This window comes from Mesorhizobium sp. M0626 (assembly GCF_040320665.1).
GTDB lineage: Bacteria > Pseudomonadota > Alphaproteobacteria > Rhizobiales > Rhizobiaceae > Mesorhizobium.
In genome coordinates, this window is the sequence record NZ_JAMYQD010000013.1 from 194,279 (window position 1) to 214,625 (window position 20,347).

A 20,347-nucleotide genomic window follows, 5' to 3' on the forward strand; every position below is an offset into this window, starting at 1 on the left:
AGCCGGCCAATGCTCGTGGCCACGAGGCGTTGAGGCCGGATTCGGGCGCGAGCGCTGCCGGGTTAATCAAATCAGCGAAACCTGAAGCCATCCATGGTGTAATCCGGGTAGGCGTCCATCGTGTCGAACAGATCGAACAGGTCAGGGGTCTCCGCCAATATTCCTGACAGAACCAGCACCGTGGCCACGCCGGCAGCAAGTCCGCCAGCGATGTCGTGTTCGACACTGTCGCCGACGCAGACCACAGTGCTGCGGTCTGGATTGCCTGCCAGCGCTAGCGCGGCGCCGAATATGGCGGGGTAAGGCTTGCCGATACGCGTGACGCTACCACCGAGGTCCTCGTAGAGATCCGCCAGCCGGCCGGCGCCGAAGCGCGGCCCCACTGCCGTCAGCATGATCTTGTCAGGGTTGGTGCAGAAGCATGGCACCTGCCGCACCGCAGCCGGCGCAAGAAGCCGGCGATAGTGCTCGAGATCGTAGCGGTCGCCCTCGCTGGCCGAAATCAGCACCAGCCCGGCATCTTCACCGTCCTTGGTCAATGCGAAGGGCAGACCTTCGATCGCCGAGCGGTCATCGTCGCGGCTTATCAACAGGCATTTCGTGTTTGGCAGTAGCTTTCCGGATACCGCCATGTCGTGGAAGAACTCCCACGCGACCTCGCCGGAAGAAACAAAATGGTCCCAGCTTCCCGGTTCGAAGCCGAGCTTTAGCAGCCGGCTCTCGTTGGGCCCCGCCCGCTTGCCGGAGTTCGAGATCAGCACAATGGTCTTGCCGGCGCGCTTCAGCGTCGACAGTGCTTCCACCGCCCCTGGATAGGGGCTGGCGCCGTCATGCAGCACGCCGAACTGATCGAGCAGGAAAACATCATAGCGCTCGGCCAGCTGGTTGACGCCGTTGAGGTGTTCGACTGTTTTCGCGCTCATAGAAGCCCCGCCGCGCTTGCGCCCGTCAGCGCCAGCCGCGCCGTGCCGGCGGCGGCTTCGTGCGAAAGCGCCGGCAGGAAATCAACACCAAGTCTGCGCTGCCGGATCGCCGTCCAGGCGGCATTCGCCGCACCGCCCCCGACGCTTCTGACCGACGTCAGCCGCGGCGCGCCGAGCTCTGCGAGCCTGTCATAGCCGAGCGCCTCGATGGCGGCGATACCCTCCAACATGGCTTTCAGATAGTCGGCGTCCTCCACCGGTCGCGGCACAAGACGCGGCGGCAGTGCCGGATCGGCGATCGGAAAGCGTTCGCCTGCAGTGGCAAGAGGATAGTAGTCGAGGCCGGTCTCGGTCATCGGGTCGATCGCCATGCTCAGCTCGACGATGCGCGCCAGAGGGAAATGTTGTGTCAGCACCTTGCCGCCGGAGTTCGATGCGCCGCCCGCCAGCCAAACATCTCCAAGCCGATGGCTGTAGATACCGAAGCGTGGCGCCGAGATAGGCCGGTCGGACAGGATCTTGACGGTCAACGACGACCCCAGCACGGTGACGCCGTCGCCTATTGCCGCAGCACCTGTCGCCAGGAACGAGGCGCAGCCATCGGTCGTTCCGGCGACGACGGCGATTTCGCGCGATAAGCCGAACATATCCGCGGCATCCGCGGTTAGCTTGCCGACGACATCGCCCGGCCTGACGACGCCGGGCAGCAACTCCATGCGCATTTCGGTGGCCGCAATCCAGTCCGGCCAGCTGCGGGCCGTGATGTCGTAACCGGTTTTCAAGGCATTGTTCTCGTCGCTGACATCGAAGCGACCGGACAATTGTCCCGCGATCCAGTCCGCCTGATGCAGCACCGCGGCAACACCGGGCGTGCGCTGGAACCAGAGCGCCTTGGCGAGACCGGACGTCGCCCCAAGTGCGGCACTGGTCGCTGGGGCTTCGCGAGCGATCGCGACCAGAATGGCGTTGTCGGCGACCGTATCGTTGTACATCAGCGGCTCGGCCAGCGGCCGCCCGGCGCCGTCGACCGGCAGCAACGTACCTGAAGTGCCGTCAACAGCGATCGACCGGACCGCTGTTCGGTCGATGCCCGAAAGCAGTTCCGCCAGCGCTGCGCCGACCGCTGACCACCACACTGCAGGGTCGCGGGCATTCCGGCCAAACAACTCGAGCGAAACGGCGGAACGCGCGGCAATGGAAAAATCCGGACGCATGGCGACCGCGCGCGCGCCGGACGTGCCGATGTCGATGCCTATGGCAAGCGGCGTGTCAGCGGCTGGCGGCATTGAGTTTCTGGCGATACTTCTCGGCGTCCCAGTTGACCAGTTCATCGTTCTCGGCGGCGGTGAGGTAGTTCAGTCGCGCTGCAATGTCGATGCGTGCCGTCACGTCGGCAAGGCAGCGTTGCATGGCGTCGGCGCCCGCACTGGCATCGCCGCGCATCAGCACGCCCAGCCCGGGAAACAGGATCGCCACGGGGTTTGCACCGCACCGCTCGATGACGCGCGGCACATCCTCACCGGGCTTTGCCACCACCGACCCCCGACCCAGAAAGATGACGTGATCGGGGTAGAGGCTGCCCCCGGACGCCATGCGGCGGCTTTCGGGATCGATGGCAACCGCGTGCGCCTCGATTTCCGCCGGCAGCCTGTAACCGGTTTTCCCGGCCAGCGCCGCCAATCCCGCAACATCCGGTTCCGCCACTTGGCGCGCCGGCCGCGCCAGAAGCAGCGTGACGCGGCGCAGCAGCACTTCGGCCTCGGCGACGGTATCGGCCGCGACGACCAGCCCGTGATTGGCAAGGATCAGCACGTCGACCCCAGCCTGAAGCCGCTCGGCAATACCCTGGGCAAGCGGCAGGCCTGGCCGGAAATAAGGAACATACGCCCATTTGAGACCATCAAGGCGTCTGGCGGCTTCCACCTCGCAATTGGCCTGTACCGCCAGCGAAATGGTTTCGACGCAATGGACATGCAGGACGACGCGCTGCGGCATCAGCGCGTGAACGGTGGTTTCAATCGAAGGGCGCAGGCGCCGGGCGTTGAGCGTCTCGATAGCGAAGATCTGCGGCTGGTCGGCGGCGCTGTCGCGCTGTTCGACAGCCCTGAGCAGCGGCGCCATCGACACCGGGACCATGATGTCTTCGGAGAGCGCATCCTTCAGCCATGTGCCGGAAGCCTTGATCCACAGCGTGTCGCCGGCTTTCAGCGAGGTGTTGCCGCCGGCGGCCTGGGTCAGATTTGGATTGCGCCCGATGCTGGCCGAAAGCGCCCGCAAAGCAGCCATTTCCTGCGCATCCGCATAGGTCGCCATGGCGCATTTCCTCTATCAGCTCCGTCAGCCTCGCAGCTTCGGATACCCGTCGTGGGATTTTGATGTGTATCGCAGATGCGAGCGACCTACGTCAATAGTGATCTAATATCATCAAAGGTTCTTGCAATCGGAAAGATGTTGAGTAAGTTACGTCAAATGCCGTGGCAAAAACGGCCTCCGGGAGGAAAAACGATTGAGCGACTCCGGCCGCCAGCGTCAGATCGTCGAGTTGCTGCGGGATCGCCCCTTCGCGTCGGTGCGCGAACTGCAGGAGCAGCTCGGCGTGTCGGCGGCGACGGTGCGGCGCGACATCGACAAGATCGACGAGGCCGGTGAAGCACGGAAGGTCTATGGCGGCATCTCGGCGCTCGACGGCGCTTCACAGGCGGGTGTTGCCTATGCCAGGCCCTATGACGAGAACCGCGACCTCGCGGTCGAGGCCAAGCGGCAGATCGCCGCTCTCGCGGCCACGATGGTGCGCGACGGCGATGCGGTCATCGTGCATGGCGGTTCGACCTGCTTCCACCTTGGGGTCAAGCTCGCCGAGCGCAGCATCCGTCTCTATACCAATTCGATGCCGCTCGCGGCCTATCTGAGCGACCACGGCCATTGCAGCCTGACCGTTGCCGGCGGCGATCTGCATCGTGAGCCGGGCATCATCCATTCACCGACCCAGGCGGAGCCGTTCTACGCATCGAAGTTCTTTCTCGGCGCCCAAGGCCTTGGCCAGGAGGGCGTGCTGGAATCGCACCCGCTGCTGGTCCGCTCCATCGCCGATCTCAGCCTGTGTGCCGACCAGATCGTGGTGCTGGCCGACAGCCGTAAGCTGTCGATCCACGCCCGTAACATCGCGCTGCCCTTGTCGCGCATCGGCACGCTGGTGACCGATGACGGCCTGTCCGACGTCGACGCGCGCATGCTGGAAGGCGCGGGCGTCATGGTGCGCATCGCTTCGGCTTCGGGAGCCATCCAGTGAAGATGGCCGTCCTCGATTTCGGCAAGACCAATTCGAAGCTGTTCGTCTTCGCTCAGGACGGGCGCATCGTCGACGAGCGCCGGACCCGGCCGAACTGGATGCGCAAAGATGGCTTCAGCGTGCTTGATGAGGCAGCACTTCACGATTGGGCGGTTCGCGCCGTTAGCGAGGCCGCCGACATCCATGGCGTAGAGGGCGTGATGGTGTCGGGCCATGGCTGCACCTTTGCCCTGATCGACGAGGCGGCGCTGACGCATCCGATACTCGACTACGAGCAAGAGCCGCCGGCTGATATCGCCGCGCAAATCGATCGCCTCGTTCCGGATTTCACCGAGACCTTCTCGCCGCGATTGCCGCTCGGCTTCAACTACGGTCGCCACATGCTGTGGCTACAGGCGGTGCAACCCGGTGCATTCACGGCCGCGAAATCGATCCTCGGCTATCCACAATACTGGAGCTGGCGGTTTGGCGGCCGGGCGGTCTCGGAAGTGTCCTATCTCGGCTGCCACTCGCATTTATGGGCGCCGCGCAAGCGCGACTTCAGTTCGCTGGTCGACATCGAGGGCTGGCGCGACCGGATGCCCGCTTTCGAGCGGGCGGGCTCGGTTGTCGGCGAGCAACGCCTCGGCGATACGAAGCGGCGGATCGCCATCCACAATGGTGTCCATGACAGCAATGCCGCGCTCCATGCCTATCGCCGGCAGGAGCTTGGCCCGGTCACCGTCGTCTCGACCGGCACCTGGGTCGTCGTGCTTAATCCGGATTGCCTGCTCGACGCGCTCGATGGCCAGCGCGACATGCTGGTCAATGTCGATGTCGACGGCGGCCCTGTGCCGACCATCCGCTTTATGGGCGGGCGCGAATTCGCCACGATCAGCGACGGCTGGCAAGGCGCGATCGCGCCGGCGACAGTGCAGCGGGTGATCAACGCCGGCAGCATGGCGCTGCCGAGCTTCGCGCCGGGCGGCCCAATGCCCGGCCGCGCCGGCAAATTGGTCGGCCGCATGCCAAGCGCCGAGGAACGCGCAGCCGTGGCGCTGCTCTACGTCGCGCTGATGGTCGACCTCTGCCTCGACCAGATCCATTCGGACAACACCGTGATCGTCGATGGCGGACTGAACGCTGGCGGCCTGCTCGCCGGGCTAGTGGCGCAACTGCGTCCCAGCCAGGCCTTCCTGCAAGGGGCCACACTGGAGGGCAGCGCCACCGGGGCGGCGGCGCTGGCCTTCGAGACCGTCGGCCGCGAATTTGCCGCGGAAGTGCCGGAGCCCGTGCGTGCCGCAAGCTTCACCGGACTTGCCCGATATCGCGACACATGGCGTGGCCTCATCGGCGAGCAGGGCATCCCCCGCGCGGCAGCGGGAGGCGCACGGTGATCGTCGCTGCTCAGGCCGAAGTCACGCGCCAGCCAGTGCTGGAAATGCGGCACATCTCGAAGACGTTCGGGCCAGTCCGCGCCTTGCAGGACGTGTCGCTGACCGTCCATGCCGGCGAAGTCCATGCGCTGATGGGTGAAAACGGTGCTGGCAAGTCGACTTTGATGAAGGTGCTGTCCGGCGCCTATCGGCCTGATGCCGGCGGCGAGATACTGATCGACGGCGTGCCGGTCGCCACCGGCGACCCGATCAAGGCGCGGGCTCACGGCATTGCGGTTATCTATCAGGAACTGTCGCTGGCGCCCAACCTGACGGTCGCGCAGAACATCTTCCTCGGCAATGAGCCGAGGCGTTTCGGCATCGTCGACCGCGACCAGTGCCGCCGGCGCAGCAATGAGATCATCAAGCGTCTCGGCGTGTCCTTCACCGCACGGGCCCAGGTTTCCAGCCTGTCGCTCGGCGAGCGTCAGCTGGTCGAAATCGCCCGCGCGCTTTCGACCAGCGCGCGCATCATCGTCATGGACGAGCCAACCACCTCTCTGACCTCGCGCGATACCGACCGTCTGTTCGAGGTCATCGCGACGCTGAAATCGCAAGGCATCGCCATCATCTACATCAGCCACCGCATGGAAGAGGTCTACCAGTTGGCCGACCGTGTCAGCGTGCTGCGCGACAGCGGCTATGTCGGCACACTCGAGCGCGCCGAGCTGAACGCCTCGCGCCTCGTCTCGATGATGGTTGGCCGCGACCTGTCGGCTTTTTACAGGAAGGATCATCGCCCGCCGGACAGCAAGCGCGCGGTCGCCTTGTCGGTGCGCGGCATGGCGGACGGCAATCTCCTGAAGAACTGCTCCTTCGAACTGTACAAGGGGGAGGTGCTGGCTCTGGCTGGCCTTGTCGGCTCGGGCCGCACCGAACTCGCGCGACTGATCTTCGGTGCCGACAGACGCATCGCCGGCACGCTGGAACTCGACGGCAAGCCAGTAACCATCGGCTCGCCAAGCGAGGCACTGAATGCCGGCATCGCCTATCTCACCGAAGACCGCAAGGAACTCGGCCTGTTTCTCGACATGTCGATATCCGACAACATCAGCATGGGCGTGCTGGCCAGGGATGCGCGGCCCGGCGGCTTGCGCGATTTCAAAGCCGCCGAGAGACGTGCTGCCACGGCCGTTTCGGATCTCTCCATCCGCACCAGGTCGGTACAGGCCAATGCCGGTTCGCTGTCGGGCGGCAACCAGCAGAAAGTGTTGCTTGCCCGCCTGCTCGAGACCGAGCCGCAAGTGGTCATCCTAGATGAACCGACGCGCGGCGTCGATGTCGGAGCGAAGTCGGAAATCTACCGGCTGATCGACAATCTCGCCAAAAAGGGCATCGCCATCCTGATGATCTCCAGCGAACTGCCGGAGGTGATCGGCGTTGCCGACCGCGTGCTGGTAATGCGCGACGGCACGATTGCCGGCGAGGTTACGGCGTCCAAAGACCAGCCGCTGCGCCAGGAAGCAATCATGGAACTTGCAACGGGAGCGGCCAAGGGATGACCGACAAGGCGACCGAGATCAGTGGCCAGGTTGTCGGCAGGAGCCGGCGGTTGCGCACCGCCTTCGCCGCCCTTGGCATGCTGCCGATCCTGATCCTGCTGGCGGTCGGCTTCCAGTTGATGAACGCGCGCTTCTTCACCCAGACCAATTTGCTGATCGTCATGCAGCAATCGTCGATCAACATCGTGCTGGCAGCGGGCATGACCTTCGTCATCCTGACCGGCGGGATCGACCTGTCCGTCGGCTCGATACTTGCCGCCTCGGCGATGGTGGCGGTGATGGTGTCGCTGGTGCCCGATTGGGGACTGCTGGGCGTGCCGGCGGCCATTCTCGTCGGCCTCGGCTTCGGCGTCATCAACGGGCTGCTGATCGCCTATATCAGACTGCCGCCCTTCATCGTCACGCTGGGGTCGCTGACCGCTGTGCGCGGCGTCGCCCGCCTGCTCGGCCAGGACACCACGGTGTTCAACTCGGACCTGCCGTTCGACTTCATCGGCAACGGTTCGCTGTTCGGCATTCCGTGGCTGGTCATCATCGCCTTGTCGATCGTGGTGCTGTCCTGGCTGGTGCTCAAGCGCACCGTGCTCGGCACCTGGATCTATGCCGTTGGCGGCAATGCCGAAGCGGCGCGGCTGACCGGCATCAAGGTGCCGCTGGTGCTGCTCTTTGTCTATGGCGTTTCCGGCCTGCTGGCCGGCCTTGGCGGCGCCATGTCAGCGGCCCGGCTCTATGCGGCCAACGGGCTGCAGCTTGGGCAGTCTTACGAACTCGACGCCATTGCCGCGGTCATTCTCGGCGGCACCAGCTTCGTCGGCGGCGTCGGCTCGATCTGGGGTACGCTGATCGGTGGCCTGATCATAGCGGTGCTCTCCAACGGGCTTATCTTGGCCGGTGTCTCGGACATCTGGCAGTACATCATCAAGGGATTGGTCATCATCGTGGCAGTCGCCCTCGACCGCTACAGGCTCCAGGCAGGAGCGAGAACGTGATTGACCTTGGTCGCCGGCGTAAACGACCGGTTTGTGTAACGCACCGTGAGAGGCGCGGGGCAATTGGAGGAAAGCAATGAAGACCATCGCTAAACTGCTCTGCGGCGTCGCACTCGCGGCCGCCGCCATCGCGCCCGCATCGGCCAAGGACCTCAACAAGGTCGGCATCTCGGTCGGCCTGCTCGGCAACCCCTTCTTCGTCGCCACCATCAAGGGCATCGAGGACGCAGCCAAGAAGATCAACCCGAAGGTCGAGGTGACGTCAGTGTCGGCCGACTACGACCTCAACAAGCAGGTCTCCCAGGTCGATTCCTTCATCGCCGCTGGCGTCGACGTCATCATGCTCAATGCGGTCGATGCCAAGGCGATCGGCCCGGCGGTGAAGAAGGCGCAAGCAGCGGGCATCGTCGTTGCCGCCTTCGACGTCTCGGCGCCAGGCGCCGACGTCACCGTGATGACCAACAACGTCAAGGCCGGCGAAGAGGCCTGCCAGTACCTGGTCGACCACACCGGCGGCAAGGGCGACTACGTTATCCTCAACGGCCCGGCGTCGTCGTCGATCCTGGAGCGGGTGAAGGGCTGCAAGGACGTCCTTGCAAAACACCCCGACATCAAGATCCTCTCCGACGACCAGAATGCCGAAGGCTCGCGCGACGGCGGCCTGAAGGTCTTTCAGTCGCTGCTGACCCGCTTCGACAAGATCGATGCGGTGTTTGCCATCAACGATCCGACGGCGATCGGCGCCCAGCTTGCGGCCAAGCAGCTCAATCGCTCGGAGTTCATCTTCACCGCAGTGGATGGCGCTCCCGATATCGAGAAGGAACTCGGTTCCGGCACCTCGATGATCAAGGCCTCGGCTTCGCAGGACCCTTACGTGATGGCTGGCCAGTCGCTGACGATGGCGGCTGAGCTGCTTGCCGGCAAGAAGCCGGCGGAGCCGACCGTGCTGCTCGACCCGAAGCTGATCACGGCCGAGAACCTGAAAGACTACAAGGGCTGGACCGCAGCCCGCTAAGCCTCCCAAGGCCGATGCGGCGGGGGCAACCCGGCCGCATCTCAATTCAGAAACGGGAGACGATCATGTCGCGCATCGGTATTCATTCCTTCGTCTGGTCGGCGAGTTCGGCGCAAAGCGACCTCGAACGGACCCTGGCCAACACCAAGGAGGCCGGTTTCGACCTGATCGAGTTCTCCTATCTTGACCCCGCCAATGTCGACGTTGGCGGGCTGGCCAGGCGCATCGCCGACCTCAAGCTTGGCGTGGCGATCAGCATCGGCCTGCCGGCCGACGGCGACATTTCGAGTGCCGACAAGGCGGTTGCCGCGCGCGGCGTCGAAATCCTCAACGAGACGATCGCGCTTACCCGCGATCTCGGCGGCCAGAAGGTTGGCGGCATCCTCAGTACCAGCCACGGCTTGCAGACGCAGGCGCCGACGCGCGATCAGTGGAACCGCAGCGCGGGGACACTTGCGAAGGTTGCGGAGACGGCCAAGTCCGCCGGCGTCACGCTCAATCTGGAGATCGTCAACCGCTTCGAAAGCAATCTGCTCAACACCGCTTCACAAGGCCTGGCCTTCATCGCGGACACCGGCTCCGACAACATCTTCCTGCATCTCGATACCTTCCACATGAACATCGAGGAGGCCGATGTCGGACTGGCTATCCGCCATGCCGCTGACAAGATCGGCTATGTCCATATCGGCGAGAGCCATCGCGGTTTCCTCGGCACCGGCAATATCGACTTTGCCGCTATCTTCGATGCGCTGACCGCAATCGGCTATAGGGACGACCTCAGCTTTGAATCCTTCTCGTCGAAGATCGTCGACGAGAACCTGTCACGGAAGACCGCGATCTGGCGCAATCTGTGGGCCGACAATATGGAACTGGCCCGGCATGCGCGCGCCTTCATCTCAATCGGGCTGGAGACGGCGCAGCGCAAGGCAGAGCTTGTCGCATCGAGACATCGTCCTTAGCAGGAGCGCGCTGCCAAAGCGCCAATGTTGTCGTTCATCCGGCCCGCGCGTTACGTGCAAGGAATCGACGTCGGAGGCGCTGAGTGTGGCGGAGGCAGTCGAGCGGGGTGACGCTGACGAGAGCTTTCTGATTTTGGCTCACGAAACGCAATAAAATCAACATCTTCATACGCCTTCCGGGGCCATCCAATCTCCATACTGGACGGGGATGACGTTTGACACAGCGCGGCGGAAAGAAGCAGGATGGCTGATAGAGTCGACATCGCATGATGATGTCACTATATAGCGGCGGCTTCGACCGTGTAGCTGTGGCGGTGTACCACGAAGCAGCAGAAAATGTGTTACGCGTTGTGATCCCTATTGTGATACAAATCGGCCGTCGACAGCAGGAAAAGATCGTAAGAACAATAGCATAGAGCCGAAGCCGATCCCGGCCAACGTACCACTCTATCAAACAATCAGAACGTGCTCATTGAACCCTTCCCTTCATTCGGCTCTTCGGACCTCCGACAAGATCAACTTGCCGGGCGAAGCCGACTCGGTTCGAATGGCAGCATGCATCCTTTACCGGGTGCGGACGTTTACGGTTACCAACCGGCATAGCCGCCAGGGAAAAGCAGTATGAGTGAACATGCGATCGAGTTCTTGCGCGGATGGATCGGTGAAAAGGTCCACTGCCAGCACTCGCCGGTAAAGATCGAGAAGCAGGCCGAGACCCTCGCCAAGGAGTGCGCGGCCAAGGCCGCTGAGGTCGGCATTCCGCTGGAAGATATCCAGGAAGAAGTCGGCGACATCCAGGAACTGATCGCATCGCGGCTCGAAGAGGCGGCCGAGGCCGACCAGAGCAACGCGGCCAAGCCGTGACGCAACAGGCCTGGTGCCGCCAGGCCTTGTCCTCTATCCAAATCGATCTTTCAGCCAGGCCTTCGGCAGCGCCGGCACGAAATTGCCGTCGCGTCCGCTCATATCCTCATTGGCGACCATTGCATTGAGGATCGCCTCCTCTACGCCTTGCGCCACCGCATCGAAGAACGGATCGATATCGACGTCCGGGATGTAAGCGACGTTTGCGGTTCGTCCCGATGGTGCAAGTGCTGCTTGCGGATTGGCGGTGGTGAAGGCCAGAAAAATGTCGCCCGAACTGTGGTAGCCGAAGCCGCCTGTCATGGCGATGCCGAGCGGCACGCGCTTTGCCAGCCGCTTCATCTGGTGCGGCAGAAATGGCGCATCGGTGGCGACGATGGCGATGATCGAGCCCTTTTCGGCACGCGGCGTGCCTTCGCGCATCGCCGGCTCTACCAGATCAGGCCCGACGCGGGCGCCGCGCAGTGTGAAATTGCGCCGCTTGCCGAAATTCGCCTGCACGAATACGCCGACCGTATGCCTGATGCCCTGCCACTCGACGATGCGCGATGCCGTGCCCGAGCCGGCCTTGAAGCCAAAGGCAATCATGCCGGTGCCGCCGCCGACACTGCCTTCCTCGATCGCTCCACCGGCGGCACCGTCGAGCGCGGCTTCGACATCTTCGAAGCCGACGTGATGACCGTTGATGTCGTTGAGGAAACCATCATAGGTCTCCGCCGCAACCGGCAGGCCCCAGCCGCTGTCGAGCGCCGCCGGCAGCACGCGTTGCATCCAGCGCAGCGTGCCGTCGCGGGTGACGCCGCAGGAATGCGTGTTGGTGATGGTGACCGGCAGGTTGAAGGCGCCGACTTCCTCGATAATGTGCGACCCCGTCAACTCGCCATTGCCGTTCTGGCTGAAGACACCGGCAAACACCGGCGTGGCGAGCTCAGCCAACGGCCGCGGCAGGATGGCGGTGACGCCGGTGCGCACCGGCCCCGTGCCAACCTCGAGCAGACCCTCGCCGGAAATCAGCGTCGCATAGCCGACCGATACGCCGGGCACATCGGTGATGGCGTTGAAGCCGCCCGGCGTGCCCTCGAAGGCAATGCCGAAAGCACGGGCGCGCGGCTTGCCCGCCGGCGTTTGAAGATGCGGGTCATGTCCGGTCATGCGGTCCTCTAAAAAAGCGAGCCCTGATTGCCCGGTTCTTTCGGTTTGCTGGCCGTCGGCTTTGCGGCGGGTTTGCTGGCGGGCGGCGTGGCCGCTGGTTTGGCAACGGCCTGCACCCGCTCGGCGTCGCCGGTCGCGACTGCATTTACGATGCCGTCGGCGAACTCCAGCTGCAGGCCAGCGCCCGGCGCCACATCAACTGCCAGTTTGATCACCGCGCCGTCGGCATCCTTGACCAGTGCGAAGCCGCGGGCCAGCACAGCCTTGTGCGACAGCGTTGCCATCAGCCTCTCGGATTGGACGATGCGGCCGCGCAGTCGCTCCAGCCTGAGCAGTACCGCTTGCGTGCCGCGTCTCGTCAAAGCTGTCAGCAGATCCCTCTGCACGGTTTGCCGCCGTGCCGTTGGCTCGATCGTAATGCGGCCTTGCAGCAAAGCCAGTTGCTGCCTGTGCCGTTGCAGGGATGCTTTCGCACATTTTGGCAACTGATCCGCCGCACGATTCAACTCCGCGCGCCGGGCTCTCGCCAATGCGCGCAGCGCCCCTTGGGCGCGCAAAAGGTTGCGGTCGTTGGTGCGTCGCGCCTCGGCAATCCGCCGCGACAGCGTTGCCGGAGTGAGCTTCACGGCGAAGAACCGAGCTTGCTTTCTTTCGGTGGAGACCATCAGCCCCCGGCTAAGCCGGCTGGCCGCCTCGTCCAGCCGCCGTCGCGGCAGCGCCAGCAACTGGTCGGGCGAGGGCAGCGCGCGGGCGGCCGCACGCGAGGCCTGCCGCTTGCGTTCGAAATTGCGCAAGGTAGCTGCTTTGAGCCGTGCGCCAAGACTGGCTAGTGTCGCTTCGAGGTCCGCTTTCACCGGCACCGCGATCTCCGCCGCACCTGTCGGCGTCGGTGCCCGCATGTCGGCGACGAGATCGATCAAGGTCCAGTCGGTCTCGTGGCCGACGGCCGAAATCACCGGGATGCGCGAGGCAGCGACGGCGCGCGCCAGCCCTTCATCGTTGAACCCCCAGAGGTCCTCGAGGCTGCCGCCGCCGCGCGCCACGATCAGAAGGTCGGGCGGCACGATCGCTCCATCCCAGGCCAGCGCGTTGAAGCCGTTGACGGCCGCCGTCACTTCCGCCCCCGCCGTCTCGCCCTGCACTCTCACCGGCCAGACCAGCACATGCAGCGGAAAGCGGTCCTTGATGCGATGGATGATGTCACGGATCACCGATCCGGTCGGCGAGGTGACGACGCCGATGGTGCGCGGCATGAAGGGCAGCCGCCGCTTGCGGCCGGCATCGAACAGCCCTTCGGCCTGCAGTCGCCGCTTGCGCTCTTCCAAAAGCGCCATCAGCGCCCCGGCGCCGGCGGGTTCTAGATTGTCGATGACGATCTGGTAGTTGGATTTGCCGGGATAGGTGGTGAGTTTGCCGGTGGCGATCACCTCCATCCCCTCTTCGGGGCGGAATTTCAGCCGGCTCATCGTGCCTTTCCAGACCACGGCATCGAGCCGCGCGCGGTCGTCCTTCAGGGTGAAATAGGCATGGCCGGAAGAGTGCGGCCCACGATAGCCGGAAATTTCGCCGCGCACCCGCACATGGCCGAAGACATCCTCGACCGTGCGCTTCAGCGCGCCGGAAATCTCGCTCACCGTGTATTCGGTGGCATTGGTTCGTGATTCGGATTCTGCGTCGCTCATCGGCCGATTGAGCGGCTGTTGTCGCTCCGCGTCAAGATTCCATAACTTGATCTTAAGCCTGTCCTGATTGACTCTGGGCCAAGGAGGACGCATGAGCGCCCGCAGACAACGCAGCCCGTTGACGTTCCAGGTCACCCTGACGGTGCTGACGCTTGCCGTTTTTGCACTGGCCATCGTTGTCGGCTTCGGCCTTTACGCCACCATGCAGGCCGACCGGGTCTCGCTCGAGCGGCAGAAGGTTTTCCTGGCCAACGGCCTGCAGGATCAGATCGCCGCGGTAAAGCGCGAGCAGGAAAGCGTCGCCGTCTGGGATGATTCCGTTATCAACGCCAAGGCCGGCAACCAGACCTGGATGGCAGAGAATCTCAGCGTCTGGATGTACTCGTATTACGGCCACAACCGGGTCTATGTGCTGGACGACGCCAACCGGCCGGTCCACGCCATGCGCGAAGGGAAGGTCGTGTCGCCTGCCGTCTTTGGCGAGGACGAACCCGCTTTGCGGCCGACAATCGCCAGGTTGCGCCAGGTGATGAGCAAGGACGCAAGCCAGGCCGGCGCAAAATTCGTTGCCGACGATCTGGTCTCGCTTGGCGGTCAGCCTGCCATACTCAGCGTCATGCCTCTGGTGCCGAGTTCGGATCGCGTCACTCAGGCATCCGGCAGCGAATATCTGCATGTCTCCATAGAGTTCATCAACGACGCGGTGATCGGCAAGATCGCGCAGAAATATCTTCTGGCGGGGGCGCATCTCCTGCCGATGGCTCAGCCGCTTGGCTCGGCTGCCATTCCGCTTATCGACAAACAGGGTGTCATCCTCGGCTATATTGCCTGGGACCAGGAACGGCCCGGCCTGACGCTGGTGGGCAAGGCCAGCCCGGCCCTGGTTCTGGCCGCGCTGGTCGCGGCGAGCGTGCTGGCCTTTCTGCTCCGGCGTCTGCGCCGTGCGTCATCGGCGCTGCAAACCAGCCAGGCTCAGGCGCAATATCTCGCCTTTCACGACACGCTCACCGGCCTGCCCAACCGGGCACTGTTCGAGGACAGGCTGCGGCGTGCCTTGCTTACCTCCGGCAATGAAAGCAAGGTCGCGCTGCTTTATCTCGATCTCGATCGCTTCAAGCATGTCAACGACACGCTTGGTCACCCGGCCGGCGACGAACTCGTGCGCCAGACGGCGGCCAGGCTTCAGCATACGGTTCGCGATGTCGACACGGTGGCAAGACTGGGTGGCGACGAATTCGCGGTGATCCTGATCGATGTCCGCGACGTAAGGAACGCAGAGGATATTTCCGAGAGGGTGCTGCAGAAACTGCAGGAGCCGTTCAAACTGATGGACGATCAGGTCTTTATCAGCGCCAGCATCGGCATAGCCTTGTCGACAGGCCCTGATGCCGATGCAGACGATCTGCTGCGCAAGGCCGACATCGCGCTCTACGAAGCCAAGAAGAACGGCCGTGGCCGCTACCAGGTCTTCGCCGGCGACATGGACGACCTTTTGCTGCGCAAGCGCAAGGTCGAGAGCGAGCTGCGCAGCGCGCTGAATGGCGGCACCGGTATCAAGCTCGCCTACCAGCCGGTCTTTGCTAGCGACGGCAAGACCATTGTCGGCGCCGAGGCGCTGATCCGCTGGGCGCATGAGGTCCATGGCGCATTGCCGGCGGCGCAGTTCATCGCCATCGCCGAGGAACGCGGCATGATCGGGCAGCTCGGCGCATGGGCCCTGCTGGAAGCCTGCCGCTTCGCCGTGAAGACAAAACTGCCGTGGCTCGCCGTCAATGTCTCGCCGCTGCAATTGCGCGACGCCGGCTTTGCCGAAGAGGTTGCCTCGATCCTCGCCGAAACGGGACTGGCGCCGAAGCGCCTGCAGCTCGAGATCACCGAAAACGTTCTCCTGGAAAACAACGACACCACCAGAGCGGCTCTGGCAGCCTTGCGCCAGTCGGGCGTCGGCATTGTGCTCGACGATTTCGGCACCGGCTATTCGTCGCTGAGCTATCTGCGCCGCCATGCCATCGACAAGCTCAAGATCGACCGCTCCTTCGTGCGGCTTCTCGACGGCGACGGCAATTCGGGCGCCATCGTCAAGGCGCTGATCGATCTCGCCGGCGCGCTCAAGGTCGAGGTCACCGCCGAGGGCGTAGAGACCGAGGTGCAAAAGGCGCTGCTGGTCGCCATGGGCTGCCAGCAGCTGCAGGGCTACCTCTTGTCGCCGCCGCTGGAGCCGGCGCAATTGGTGGCGCTGCCCGGCCTGTCGTCGGCCAACGCAACGACGGAGGCGGCAGCGTCGGCCTGATCGTTCCTACCAGCCAGGCAGGATCTGGTTCGGCTTGCTCCGCTTCATCTTGGCGAAGGCGAGCGAGGCGAAATCGAAGCTTCCCGTTTCTTCGCCGAGCGGCACGGAAATATTGTCGAGGCTTTCCGAGATGTGCCGGGCCAGCGCGTCGACGATTTCGGGACGCGAGGTCTGGCCGCGCATGATGCCGATGCGGCAGTCGGGTAGGGCGCCAAAACCGTCGGCTTCGCCCAGCACTCGCATGCCGGGCCGCAGCGCGCATTCCGGCAGCACCGAGATCGCCAGCCCCGACAGCACCGCGGCGGTGATGACGGTCGCCGAGAAGCTGGTGAACAGGATTCGATAGTCGCGGCTTTGCCGGTCGAGCACATCGACGGCGGCGCGCCGCCAGATGCAGTTCGGCCGGCCGAAGGCCATCGGCAGCACTTCCTGTTCGTGCGTGGCATGGTTGGCCGAGGTCACCCATAGCAGCGGCTCGCGCCGCACCACTTCCGACTGGCCGCGCGTATCATTGTGCGTCACCAGCGCAAGATCGAGATTGCCGCGCTTGATATGCTCGACCAAGCCTGGCGTCGGCTCGCAGACGACGGTCAGTTCGACGCGCGGGTTTGACCGTGTGAAGCGTGCCATGATTTCGGGCAGGAACCGGTCGGCATAGTCGTCGGGGGTGCCGATGCGGATGGTGCCTTCGAGCCGCTGGTCATCGAAGGCGGCCAGCGTTTCGCGGTTGAGATAGAGCAGGCGGCGCGCGTAGGAGAGCAGCTTGTCGCCTTCCTCAGTCAGCCTGTTGGTGCGGCCGTCCTTTTCGAACAGCGGCTTGCCGATCCGCTCTTCCAGCCGGCGCATCTGCATCGACACCGCCGATTGCGTGCGCAGCACTTCCTCGGCCGCGCGGGTGAAGCTGCCGGTATCGGCAATCGAGATGAAGGTCTGCAACTGGTCGAGATCGAGTGGCGCTTTCATCGGTCCAATCCATCACTAGCGTTGATGCTAAAGATTAGAAACATTCGTTGGATTAATCAATCGGTGCGTGGCAAATTCACATTGTCCACATGAAGGCATGTGAATCGAGACCGGAACGGCCGCTGTCCCCAGCGCCGATCGCCTGGTCTTGTCCAGTTCGAGTCTGAAGGAGACCGACATGACCACGTTTGATTTCGCCACCGAGACCTCGCGCATCACCTCGCGTCCGGCCGTTGCGACGCGCGTGGCCAACACTCTTCTCAATGCCTACCAGGCCTGGAAAAATCGCCGCGCCTTCTATCGCCTTGGCGAGATGTCGGACGCCGAACTCGCCGATATCGGCCTGACGCGCGCGGACCTCCATGTCGCCATCGATGTGCCGTTCGGCGCCGATCCGACCGTGAAGCTGCGTGCGATTGCGAGCGATCGTGCCGATACGATCGAAGATCTCGCCCGCCAGATAGCGTGATATCGGGCGCATTGTTTCGGTTGCCGTGAACCTTTCTCAGGCTCGCCGCGACCAACGAGTATAGCAGGCTCCCCACTCCCTGCCGGTTCCCCGCCGGCCAGCCTGCACACTGGCCCGGTCCTCCTCCAGGACCGGGCTTTTCTTTTAAAGCTCCGTCGTCATCGTGCGGTCTGCGCCGCGTCCCTTCGCTCCTTGCTCCGAAGCCGCGAAGGTCAGCGCCCAACTACCGCCGGTCCATGTCCCGCTTGAACTGGTCGAAGATCGTTTCCACGCCCTTCTGATACTCGTCGCGCTGCTGGGCGCCGGTCTCGAACATCTTGCCGAAAATATCGTCGAACGGATTGCGTGGCCTGCCGCTCGGATTGGCCTGCGGTTGCGGCGCCTGGCGCTCCTGCGGTGCCTGTCGCCGCTGGGGTGCTTGCGGCTGCTGCGGCGCCGGCTGCCCACCGGGCAGGCCGAAGCCGCCACCACCGCCTTGCCGCATCATCTCTTCAAAAATCTTGCCCAGCGGGTTGTCGCCGTAAGGGCTCTGCGTCTGTTGCGGCTGTGTCGGTTGCTGCGAACGGCCCTGCGGTTGCTGTGCAGCACCACCGCCGAACATGTCCTGCAGCACCTTCCCGAGCGGATTGTCGCCATAGGGGTTGGGCGCCTGTTGCGGCTGGCTTTGCGGCTGTTGGGCGCCGCCGCCGAACATGTCCTGCAGCACTTTGCCTAGCGGGTTCTCACCGTAAGGGTTGGGTGCTGGCTGCGGCGCAGGCTGTGCCCCGCCGCCCGCCTGCCGCATCATCTGTTCGATGATTTCGCCGAGCGGATTGCTGCCTCCGCCGAAGCCACCGGCGGCCTGCATCTGACCCCCGGTCAACTGGTTTGTCGTCTGCTTGAACAATCCGCCCATCACCATCGAAGCGATGGCCGGCAGCATCTGCTGCAATATCTGCTGGCTGACGCCGGTCGCCTGCGCGGCCTGGCTGGCCACCGCGCGCGACAGCTCCTTCGAGCCGAACAGATGACCCAGAATGCCATTGCCCTCATTGACGCCTTGCGGCGAGAAAGCCTTGGTCGCGTCCTCGAAATATTTGGCGTGCTGGCCGCTCGCCATCGCCGTCATGAAGGCGCCTAGCCCATATGGATCGGCCGTGTTGCGTTGCAAGCCCTGCGAGAAGGCCGGCAGCAGAGCGGCGACAGCCGCCTGCGTCTGCTGCATGGAAAGCCCGTACTGCTGGGCAAGCGCCTGCATGCCGTTGCCGTTCTGCGCCTGCGCCAATATGTCGAACAAGGTAGGCATCGGTTTCTCCTCCGGGAAATCCTCAAGGGAGAACCTAGTTCGTTTCGATGTTCGATTGAAGCGGCTTTTGCCGCTGCTCAAGGCGCGACGCTAATACGCATATTCCATGAACACCGGCTCGATCGAGCCGCCCCAGCGCGTGTGGTAGGCCGACAGCATTTCCTCGGCACTGGTGGTGCCGCGCGCCACGACTTCGTCCAGCGTGTTGAGGAACGAGGTCTCGTCATAGCCGTCGCGGTTTTTCCTGCCGCGATTTTTCAGCCCAAGGCGCGAAATGGTCATTACATCGCGGCCGATCTCACGCAGCGTCGTGTTGCGGAACGGCGCGGAAATGCCTTGTTCCGGCACCCCATTGCGCATCGCCAGCGTTTCTTCATAGGTCCAGCTCGAAGTCAGCGCCTCGGCGGCGTCGAGCGCGGCCTCGTCATAGAGCAGCCCGACCCAGAAGGCCGGCAGTGCGCAGATGCGGCGCCACGGCCCGCCATCGGCGCCGCGCATTTCGAGGAAGCGCTTCAGCCTGACGTCGGGGAACAGCGTCGACAGATGGTTCGCCCAGTCGCCCATGGTGGGCAGTCCGTCCGGTACTTCATTGCGGGCAGCGCCGGCCATGAACTGGCGGAAGGTGATGTGCGTCATGTCGTGATAGTGGCCGTCGCGGATGACGAAATACATCGGCACGTCGAGCGCCCATTCGACATAGTCGGCAAAGCCGAACTCGGGCGAGAAGCAGAATTCGAGCAGGCCCGAGCGCTGGTTGTCGGTGTCGCGCCAGATGTCGCCGCGCCAGCTCTGCAGCCCGTTCGGCCGGCTGTCGGTGAAGGGCGAGTTGGCAAACAGCGCCGTCGACAGTGGCTGCAGCTTCAGCGACACCTGCATCTTGCGGCGCATGTCGGCTTCGCTTTCGAAGTCGAGGTTCACCTGGATGGTGCAGGTGCGATACATCATGTCGAGACCCTTGGTGCCGACCTTGGGCATGTAGCGGGTCATGATTTCGTAGCGCGATTTCGGCATTTTCGGCGTCTCGGCCAGCGACCATTTCGGGCTGCCGCCGAGGCCGAGAAAGCGGATGCCCATCGGCTCGGCGATCTCGCGTACCTGCGCCAGATGCGCATTGCCCTCGCGACAGGTCTGGTGGATCGTTTCCAGCGGCGCGCCCGACAGCTCGAACTGGCCGCCCGGCTCGAGCGAGATCGCGCCCTGGCCGGTCGGCTCGACCAGGCCGATGATGCGGCCGTCATCGATGATCGGGTCCCAGCCGAGCTTTTGCTGCATGCCTTCGAGGATGGCGCGGATGCCGCGCTCGCCGCCATAAGGCACCGGCGCGTTGCCGTCGACATAGAAGGGGAACTTCTCGTGCTCGGTCCCGATGCGCCACTTGTCGCGCGGCTTGTTGCCTTCGGCCAGATGCTCGACCAGTTCGTCGATGTCTTCGATTGGCCGGAAATCGGTTGTGTCGCGCGCCATGGGGCCCCCTCTGCGGCTCTCGGAGCCCGCCGGCGCTAAATGGACGAAATGTCAGCAGCCGATCAAGCGAAAAATCCTGAGCCACA

17 protein-coding genes are annotated in these 20,347 nt (G+C 63.9%); 9 read left to right on the top strand and 8 right to left on the bottom strand.

What is annotated here, in order from left to right:
* Nucleotides 1–71 precede the first annotated feature (71 nt).
* Genes NKI37_RS18475 through NKI37_RS18485 form a run of 3 tightly spaced genes read right to left on the bottom strand, consistent with a single transcriptional unit; the run spans nt 72 to nt 3,236 of the window.
* Nucleotides 72–923 (bottom strand): TIGR01459 family HAD-type hydrolase, encoded by an 852-nt coding sequence (locus NKI37_RS18475; RefSeq protein WP_352789382.1) that lies wholly within the window; start codon nt 921–923, stop codon nt 72–74.
* Complete coding sequence (locus NKI37_RS18480) at nt 920–2,209, bottom strand: FGGY-family carbohydrate kinase (RefSeq protein WP_352789385.1); 1,290 nt, start codon at nt 2,207–2,209, stop codon at nt 920–922. Before NKI37_RS18480 ends, NKI37_RS18475 begins: the two co-directional genes overlap by 4 nt.
* Entirely contained in the window at nt 2,193–3,236 is a 1,044-nt protein-coding gene (locus NKI37_RS18485) for a class II aldolase/adducin family protein (RefSeq protein ID WP_352789388.1), read from the bottom strand. Before NKI37_RS18485 ends, NKI37_RS18480 begins: the two co-directional genes overlap by 17 nt.
* 193 nt (nt 3,237–3,429) lie before the next feature.
* Here NKI37_RS18485 and NKI37_RS18490 point away from each other — a divergent pair, with 193 nt between their 5' ends.
* The 7 genes from NKI37_RS18490 (at nt 3,430) to NKI37_RS18520 (ending at nt 10,956) form a co-directional block, all read left to right on the top strand.
* Nucleotides 3,430–4,212, top strand: a complete 783-nt coding sequence (locus tag NKI37_RS18490; protein WP_023748638.1) for a DeoR/GlpR family DNA-binding transcription regulator — start codon at nt 3,430–3,432, stop codon at nt 4,210–4,212.
* Nucleotides 4,209–5,588 carry an FGGY-family carbohydrate kinase gene (locus NKI37_RS18495; protein WP_352789391.1) on the top strand — a complete coding sequence of 460 codons (1,380 nt, stop codon included), beginning with the start codon at nt 4,209–4,211 and terminating at the stop codon, nt 5,586–5,588. The genes NKI37_RS18490 and NKI37_RS18495 overlap by 4 nt, the downstream gene beginning before the upstream one ends.
* 44 nt (nt 5,589–5,632) lie before the next feature.
* Nucleotides 5,633–7,129: a sugar ABC transporter ATP-binding protein gene (locus tag NKI37_RS18500; protein WP_352789429.1), complete on the top strand. Its 1,497-nt coding sequence runs from the start codon at nt 5,633–5,635 to the stop codon at nt 7,127–7,129.
* The gene (locus tag NKI37_RS18505) at nt 7,126–8,118 is read left to right on the top strand and encodes an ABC transporter permease subunit (protein ID WP_023701287.1); all 993 of its coding nucleotides are present in this window, start codon (nt 7,126–7,128) and stop codon (nt 8,116–8,118) included. The genes NKI37_RS18500 and NKI37_RS18505 overlap by 4 nt, the downstream gene beginning before the upstream one ends.
* A 76-nt stretch (nt 8,119–8,194) precedes the next feature.
* Nucleotides 8,195–9,133, top strand: a complete 939-nt coding sequence (locus NKI37_RS18510) for an ABC transporter substrate-binding protein (protein WP_352789394.1) — start codon at nt 8,195–8,197, stop codon at nt 9,131–9,133.
* A gap of 65 nt (nt 9,134–9,198) precedes the next feature.
* Nucleotides 9,199–10,092 (top strand): sugar phosphate isomerase/epimerase family protein, encoded by an 894-nt coding sequence (locus NKI37_RS18515; RefSeq protein ID WP_352789397.1) that lies wholly within the window; start codon nt 9,199–9,201, stop codon nt 10,090–10,092.
* Between the two features lie 621 nt (nt 10,093–10,713).
* Entirely contained in the window at nt 10,714–10,956 is a 243-nt protein-coding gene (locus NKI37_RS18520; RefSeq protein ID WP_023670565.1) for a DUF768 domain-containing protein, read from the top strand.
* Nucleotides 10,957–10,989: 33 nt separating this feature from the next.
* On the opposite strand, the gene NKI37_RS18525 is transcribed toward NKI37_RS18520, so the two are convergent.
* A complete protein-coding gene (locus NKI37_RS18525) occupies nt 10,990–12,108 on the bottom strand; it encodes a DmpA family aminopeptidase (protein ID WP_352789399.1) in 1,119 nt (372 codons plus the stop codon).
* Nucleotides 12,109–12,116: 8 nt separating this feature from the next.
* Complete coding sequence (xseA, locus tag NKI37_RS18530; protein ID WP_023735728.1) at nt 12,117–13,790, bottom strand: exodeoxyribonuclease VII large subunit; 1,674 nt, start codon at nt 13,788–13,790, stop codon at nt 12,117–12,119.
* Between the two features lie 91 nt (nt 13,791–13,881).
* Between xseA and NKI37_RS18535 the strand changes: the two genes are divergently transcribed.
* Nucleotides 13,882–16,080, top strand: a complete 2,199-nt coding sequence (locus tag NKI37_RS18535) for a bifunctional diguanylate cyclase/phosphodiesterase (protein WP_352789402.1) — start codon at nt 13,882–13,884, stop codon at nt 16,078–16,080.
* 6 nt (nt 16,081–16,086) lie between these two features.
* Here NKI37_RS18535 and NKI37_RS18540 read toward each other — a convergent pair whose 3' ends face one another.
* Complete coding sequence (locus NKI37_RS18540) at nt 16,087–17,043, bottom strand: LysR substrate-binding domain-containing protein (RefSeq protein WP_352789404.1); 957 nt, start codon at nt 17,041–17,043, stop codon at nt 16,087–16,089.
* A 178-nt stretch (nt 17,044–17,221) separates the two neighbouring features.
* Between NKI37_RS18540 and NKI37_RS18545 the strand changes: the two genes are divergently transcribed.
* Nucleotides 17,222–17,512, top strand: coding sequence for a DUF1127 domain-containing protein (locus NKI37_RS18545; protein ID WP_023670560.1), 291 nt, complete (start codon nt 17,222–17,224; stop codon nt 17,510–17,512).
* Nucleotides 17,513–17,735: 223 nt separating this feature from the next.
* Here NKI37_RS18545 and NKI37_RS18550 read toward each other — a convergent pair whose 3' ends face one another.
* Together NKI37_RS18550 and NKI37_RS18555 are read right to left on the bottom strand one after the other, a co-directional pair.
* Entirely contained in the window at nt 17,736–18,797 is a 1,062-nt protein-coding gene (locus NKI37_RS18550) for a DUF937 domain-containing protein (RefSeq protein WP_352538387.1), read from the bottom strand.
* 90 nt (nt 18,798–18,887) lie between these two features.
* Complete coding sequence (locus NKI37_RS18555) at nt 18,888–20,261, bottom strand: glutamate--cysteine ligase (RefSeq protein WP_352789407.1); 1,374 nt, start codon at nt 20,259–20,261, stop codon at nt 18,888–18,890.
* Between the last annotated feature and the right edge of the window lie 86 nt (nt 20,262–20,347).

Excerpts from the sequence above, each read along its gene's own strand:
- NKI37_RS18550 (WP_352538387.1), bottom strand. The coding sequence starts at position 18,797 with ATGCCTACCTTGTTCGACATATTGGCGCAGGCGCAGAACGGCAACGGC.
- NKI37_RS18480 (WP_352789385.1), bottom strand. The coding sequence starts at position 2,209 with ATGCCGCCAGCCGCTGACACGCCGCTTGCCATAGGCATCGACATCGGC.
- NKI37_RS18485 (WP_352789388.1), bottom strand. The coding sequence starts at position 3,236 with ATGGCGACCTATGCGGATGCGCAGGAAATGGCTGCTTTGCGGGCGCTT.
- NKI37_RS18555 (WP_352789407.1), bottom strand. The coding sequence starts at position 20,261 with ATGGCGCGCGACACAACCGATTTCCGGCCAATCGAAGACATCGACGAA.
- NKI37_RS18475 (WP_352789382.1), bottom strand. The coding sequence starts at position 923 with ATGAGCGCGAAAACAGTCGAACACCTCAACGGCGTCAACCAGCTGGCC.
- NKI37_RS18545 (WP_023670560.1), top strand. The coding sequence starts at position 17,222 with ATGACCACGTTTGATTTCGCCACCGAGACCTCGCGCATCACCTCGCGT.
- NKI37_RS18500 (WP_352789429.1), top strand. The coding sequence starts at position 5,633 with ATGCGGCACATCTCGAAGACGTTCGGGCCAGTCCGCGCCTTGCAGGAC.
- NKI37_RS18520 (WP_023670565.1), top strand. The coding sequence starts at position 10,714 with ATGAGTGAACATGCGATCGAGTTCTTGCGCGGATGGATCGGTGAAAAG.
- NKI37_RS18510 (WP_352789394.1), top strand. The coding sequence starts at position 8,195 with ATGAAGACCATCGCTAAACTGCTCTGCGGCGTCGCACTCGCGGCCGCC.
- NKI37_RS18505 (WP_023701287.1), top strand. The coding sequence starts at position 7,126 with ATGACCGACAAGGCGACCGAGATCAGTGGCCAGGTTGTCGGCAGGAGC.
- NKI37_RS18525 (WP_352789399.1), bottom strand. The coding sequence starts at position 12,108 with ATGACCGGACATGACCCGCATCTTCAAACGCCGGCGGGCAAGCCGCGC.
- xseA (WP_023735728.1), bottom strand. The coding sequence starts at position 13,790 with ATGAGCGACGCAGAATCCGAATCACGAACCAATGCCACCGAATACACG.
- NKI37_RS18515 (WP_352789397.1), top strand. The coding sequence starts at position 9,199 with ATGTCGCGCATCGGTATTCATTCCTTCGTCTGGTCGGCGAGTTCGGCG.
- NKI37_RS18535 (WP_352789402.1), top strand. The coding sequence starts at position 13,882 with ATGAGCGCCCGCAGACAACGCAGCCCGTTGACGTTCCAGGTCACCCTG.
- NKI37_RS18540 (WP_352789404.1), bottom strand. The coding sequence starts at position 17,043 with ATGAAAGCGCCACTCGATCTCGACCAGTTGCAGACCTTCATCTCGATT.